This window comes from Companilactobacillus bobalius (assembly GCF_009764355.1).
The window spans coordinates 1-2,941 of sequence record NZ_LNUA01000055.1; the positions used below are offsets into that span (position 1 = coordinate 1).

The 2,941-nt window shown below is 35.0% G+C and carries 4 protein-coding genes; 2 read left to right on the plus strand and 2 right to left on the minus strand.

Going from position 1 to position 2,941, the window contains the following annotated elements; genetic code table 11:
* Both ATN92_RS12725 and ATN92_RS12730 read left to right on the plus strand, forming a co-directional pair.
* The coding region (locus ATN92_RS12725) for a replication-associated recombination protein A (protein ID WP_158106795.1) at positions 1-1,098 on the plus strand (1,098 nt) is incomplete at its 5' end.
* Between the two features lie 65 nt (positions 1,099-1,163).
* On the plus strand, positions 1,164-1,661 hold the full coding sequence (locus tag ATN92_RS12730; protein WP_056950847.1) for a hypothetical protein: 498 nt from the start codon (positions 1,164-1,166) through the stop codon (positions 1,659-1,661).
* A 113-nt stretch (positions 1,662-1,774) separates the two neighbouring features.
* Here the strand turns inward: ATN92_RS12730 and ATN92_RS12735 are convergent, their stop codons facing one another.
* Together ATN92_RS12735 and ATN92_RS12740 are read right to left on the minus strand one after the other, a co-directional pair.
* Positions 1,775-2,755: a Gfo/Idh/MocA family protein gene (locus tag ATN92_RS12735; protein WP_056950845.1), complete on the minus strand. Its 981-nt coding sequence runs from the start codon at positions 2,753-2,755 to the stop codon at positions 1,775-1,777.
* Between the two features lie 2 nt (positions 2,756-2,757).
* Positions 2,758-2,941, minus strand: a 184-nt coding sequence (locus tag ATN92_RS12740; protein WP_199250843.1) for a ribose-5-phosphate isomerase A, incomplete at its 5' end; no start/stop codon positions are given.

The following is a 2,941-nucleotide window of genomic DNA, read 5'->3' on the forward strand; positions in this document are numbered from 1 at the left end:
AATTTCATTACTTTTAGTGCTGTTACTAGTGGTATCAATGACATTAAAAAGGTTATGAAGGAAGCTGAAATGAATCGAGAAATGGGTCAAAAGACTATTGTTTTTATTGATGAAATTCATCGTTTCAACAAAGCTCAACAAGATGCTTTCTTACCTTTCGTCGAAAAAGGCAGCATCACTTTGATTGGTGCCACAACTGAAAACCCATCCTTTGAAATCAACTCTGCGTTACTATCGAGATGTAAAGTTTTCGTCTTAAAGTCTTTAACTAAAGATGATTTAGTCGATCTCTTGAAAAAAACTCTCGCTAATTCTAAAGCTTTTCCAAAATTAAAAGTTGAAATTGACGATGACACTTTAGAATTGATTGGTAATTACGCTAACGGTGATGCTCGAGTAGCTTTGAATACCCTAGAAATGGCCGTTATCAATTCAACGGTTCATGATAAGATTGCCAAAGTAGACCTGGAAGATATTCGTCAATTACTCAATACTAAATCTCTACGCTATGATAAAAATGGTGAAGAACATTACAACATCATCTCAGCCCTGCATAAATCAATGCGTAACAGTGATACCGACTCAGCTATCTATTGGGTCACTCGTATGCTTGAAGGTGGCGAAGATCCTCTCTACATAGCCAGACGACTAGTTCGTTTTGCCAGTGAAGATATCGGATTAGCCGATACTAATGCTTTAAATGTCGCAATCAATGCCTTCCAAGCTTGCCAATTTCTTGGTATGCCTGAATGCAATGTTCATTTAGTTGAGACTGTAATTTATCTTTCCGTCGCTCCTAAGTCTAATGCCACTTATCAAGCTTTATTAAGAGCTCAGAAAGACGTTAAGAAGTATGGTAATCTTCCTGTACCTCTTCAAGTCAGAAACGCTCCTACGAAACTTATGAAGAATCTTGGTTATGGAAGGGATTATCAATTAACTCATGATTATGCTGACAAGTTAACAACCATGAAAACCGTTCCCAAAGAAGTTGAAAATAGCACATACTACCGACCAACTGAACAAGGTAAAGAACGTCTCTTTAAGCAACGCCTAGAATATATCGAACAATGGCATCAAGAACACGATACTAAGTAACATGTTCTTCTTTTACATTTAGTGATAGAATGGGGTCTTAATTTAGGATTGAGGGGTTTCATAAAATGAAGCGACATAATTTATTATTTATTTTATGTTTGGCAATAGTCGGAATATTTTCTTTTCAAAATACAACCGAAGTTAAAGCTGTTAGTTTTGTCCATACGTTTAAAAAGACAACAATGGTTTCCAGAAGTGATCAAAAAGATGATTTTACCTATGACTTCACTCGAATAAAGAAACCTAAGCTTAAAGCTAAAACAGATTGGTTGACCGATAAAATTGGAAAAGACTCTGGTAACGATCACTATTATCGAGTCGCAACTAATGAATGGGTCAGTACTGACGATGTCGCTTTAATAAATAAAGATATCAATCGCCCCATTACAATTTCTACAGGTCACAATATTTGGAAATTTAACCGCAAAACTTATGAATTCACTTATACAGGACACCGATTAGCAGCCGGTACATGGGCTAGTGATGAGAGAATTCAACTTCCCCGTGGAATCTCATATTGTAAAGTTGGACCAAATGAGTGGATTCAAAACATACACTATTAAAAATCTAAAACAGCATCCATTTAGAATTCTAAATGGATGCTGTTTTAGATTTATGAATTATTTGAAACAAACAATAAGACTGGTTTTCAAGTTAAATGAAACTGATTTTTTACCTATTCAAAGGGATACTTCATTCCCCAATCATTTCTAACATCGTTTAAGATGTGAGCTACATCATGCGATAAAGCTAATTGTCCATCATCGTGACCATTATTAATATACTTCTGCATATCCGCAACTTCATATTGAAGTGCCTTGTCATCGTTACCAACAACAATTTTGTCAGTTGTTTGCGTATGAGCATCAGCCGTATAAGTAATGTCTGCCTCAGTTGCACGAGGATAATTACTAATCTCAATATATCCTTTTGTTCCAGAGATCACTCCTCGTTTTGGCTGTTTAGCACGCATTGACAAGGCCATAACAGCCATCTGTTCATCATCATTTTTCAAGATAATTCCTGATTGCTCATCAACACCTGTTTCAAAATATTTTACTGTAGTTAAAATATTTGTCGGTTGCTTACTCAAAAAACTTCTAGCAAATGCCGTAGCATATCCACCTATATCTAGTAATGCCCCACCAGCTAACTCTTTATTGAAGAAACGATTTTTAGGATCGTAATCTTTCAAACTACCAAAATTAACTTGCACTAATTTTACTTGACCAATTTTACCATCAGAAATCAATTGTTTAACTTGTTGATAAAGTGGCATATGTAATAACGTAAATCCTTCTATTAAAATAAGATTTTTCTTTTTAGCCAAGGCCTGAACTTCATCAAATTCATTTGCATTAACTGTAATAGCCTTCTCACAGAAGACATGTTTCCCTGCATTCAATGCTTCTTTAATATATTGATAATGGAATGTGTGTGGTGTTGCAATATAAATAACATCAATATTAGGATCATTAATCATATCCGTTGGGTTGCTGTATTGATGTTGAATCCCCTTCTCTTGGGCAAATTTAGCCATTTTTTCGGCGTTCATATTAGAGGCCCCGTATATTTCTCCATTAACGGCGTTTAAAGCATCTGCCATTTCGTGAGCAATCCAACCAGTTCCAATCATTCCCCAATTATATTTTTTCATAGCTATAAATCTTCTTTCTTGATATGTTTTACATCATCATCTGTTGCTAAAAGTGCATCCGTTACAATATTCTTAAAATAAGACGTTCCCAATACACCTGTCATTTGCGACAATTTAGAATTAATTAAGTCAATATTTTCCCAGTCATCAAAATGACAATCTACTAATCCATTACCATTTGGTGTT

Coding starts and splice junctions, on each gene's coding strand:
- ATN92_RS12730 (WP_056950847.1), top strand. CDS start 1,164: ATGAAGCGACATAATTTATTATTTATTTTATGTTTGGCAATAGTCGGA.
- ATN92_RS12735 (WP_056950845.1), bottom strand. CDS start 2,755: ATGAAAAAATATAATTGGGGAATGATTGGAACTGGTTGGATTGCTCAC.